At 65.3% G+C, this 1680-nt stretch carries 3 protein-coding genes; all 3 read left to right on the top strand.

Going from position 1 to position 1680, the window contains the following annotated elements; all coding sequences use genetic code 11:
- Positions 1-29 precede the first annotated feature (29 nt).
- From BN1119_RS19430 to BN1119_RS19420, 3 genes are read left to right on the top strand one after another with little or no spacing between them, the layout of a single operon-like run.
- Positions 30-560, top strand: coding sequence for a helix-turn-helix domain-containing protein (locus tag BN1119_RS19430; protein WP_042002155.1), 531 nt, complete (start codon positions 30-32; stop codon positions 558-560).
- Positions 557-1288 (top strand): AzlC family ABC transporter permease, encoded by a 732-nt coding sequence (locus BN1119_RS19425; RefSeq protein ID WP_042002153.1) that lies wholly within the window; start codon positions 557-559, stop codon positions 1286-1288. The genes BN1119_RS19430 and BN1119_RS19425 overlap by 4 nt, the downstream gene beginning before the upstream one ends.
- On the top strand, positions 1281-1628 hold the full coding sequence (locus BN1119_RS19420; RefSeq protein WP_042002151.1) for an AzlD domain-containing protein: 348 nt from the start codon (positions 1281-1283) through the stop codon (positions 1626-1628). Before BN1119_RS19425 ends, BN1119_RS19420 begins: the two co-directional genes overlap by 8 nt.
- Positions 1629-1680 lie beyond the last annotated feature (52 nt).

Genomic DNA, 1680 nt, shown 5'->3' with positions numbered 1-1680 from the left:
ACGTTCTATATAACGAACAGGAAACCATCATGGATAAACCCCTTCTCGATACCCTGGGGCGCCACCTCCAGGCGTTGCGACTGGCCCGCGGCCTGTCTCTCTCCCAACTGGCCCAGGATGCCGGCATCGCCAAGTCGAATCTGTCGCGCCTGGAGCAGGGGTGCGGCAACCCCACCCTGGATACCGTCTGGCGCATCGCCATTCAGCTCAACGTGCCGTTCGGCAACCTGGTGGCCCCCATCTGCGCCCCCGTCTTCGACGACGGCATGCAGGTCAGGCTGATCGATCAGGGCACGGATGACCCCCATGTGGATGTCTACTGGATGTCCTGCGCCCCCCACGCACAGCGACGCGCCGAGCCCCATTCACCAGGATCGTCCGAATCCATCACCATCATCAGCGGCCAGCTTGAGGTGGGCACGGAAGGGCACACCAGGCGGCTGAATCCGGGGGAGAGCCACACCTTCCCCGCCGATCAGCCCCATCTCTATCGCGCCGGGGAGACCTGGGTCACCCTGCTGGTCACCATCGTCTACGCAAGCAAGGGGAACGCCCCATGACCCAGACAACCAAGACCACAGGCCAACGCCTCTTCGTCATGGGGCTGCTCGAGGCGGTGCCCCTGCTGGGGGGCTATATCCCGGTCGCCGTCTCCTTCGGCCTGATCGCCATCCAGGCTGGCTTCAGCCCCTGGGAAGCCGTGATCGTCTCCACCCTCATCTATGCCGGGGCATCCCAGTTCCTGTTCGTGGCCATGGTGGCCTCGGGGGCGCCTCTCTGGCTGGTAGTGGTCATGACACTGCTGATCAATGCCCGCCACCTGGTCTATGGACCGAATCTGGCCCCCTATCTGCCCCGCAGCCGATGGTGGCCCTGGCTGATGCACGGCCTCACGGATCAGATCTTCGCCCTGGCCCACACCCGCCTGCCGCAGCTGGCACCGGCAGAGCGCCTGGGCTGGTTCACGGGGGCCATGCTGCTCGCCTGGGCCAGCTGGATTGGGGGCACCGCACTCGGGGCCATCGCGGGCGGTGAGCTGACGGCGCGCTGGCCCCTGCTCGGCGAGGTGATGCCCTTCGCACTGCCGGCCCTGTTCCTGGTGCTGCTGGCGCCACGCTTTACCTCACGCCAGTGGTCCCTGACCCTGGGCAGCGCCATCCTTGGAGCCATGGTGCTCAAGATGATGGGCTTTGCCAATGCGGCCATTCCCCTGGCGGCCATTTGCGGTGCCATCCTCTTCTACCTGATGGAAGCCAACTCGAAGACGGGAGAAACACAACATGGATAGCGCCCTCTGGCTCGCCATGCTCGCCGCGGCGGCGGGCACCTTCTTGCTGCGGATGCTGCCCCTGCTCTGGATGCAGCGACACCTGGATCGCCGCGACAATCAGGAGACGGTGGAGCAGATGCCGGTCTGGCTCAGGGTGCTGGGTCCGGCCATGATAGCGGCCATGTTCGGCGTCTCCGTGGTCCCCGCCAGCCTCACCCTCACCTCCTGGCTGGCCACCCTGCTCGGAGGGGCGCTGACCCTGGCGGTCTGGTATCGCACCCGCTCCCTGGGCTGGCCCGTGTTTGCCGGTGTGGCCATGTACGGCGTCGTCGAGATAGTCGCCAGCCTCACTCGATAGCAGAAAGGTGCAACAGAGCCCTTGACCAGATCACCAATAAAAAGAGCCAGCA

The sequence above is a fragment of the Aeromonas bivalvium genome, assembly GCF_000819765.1.
Lineage (GTDB): Bacteria > Pseudomonadota > Gammaproteobacteria > Enterobacterales > Aeromonadaceae > Aeromonas > Aeromonas bivalvium.
This window is presented reverse-complemented; position numbering and strand designations above follow the sequence as displayed.

Coding starts and splice junctions, on each gene's coding strand:
- BN1119_RS19430 (WP_042002155.1), top strand. CDS start 30: ATGGATAAACCCCTTCTCGATACCCTGGGGCGCCACCTCCAGGCGTTG.
- BN1119_RS19425 (WP_042002153.1), top strand. CDS start 557: ATGACCCAGACAACCAAGACCACAGGCCAACGCCTCTTCGTCATGGGG.
- BN1119_RS19420 (WP_042002151.1), top strand. CDS start 1,281: ATGGATAGCGCCCTCTGGCTCGCCATGCTCGCCGCGGCGGCGGGCACC.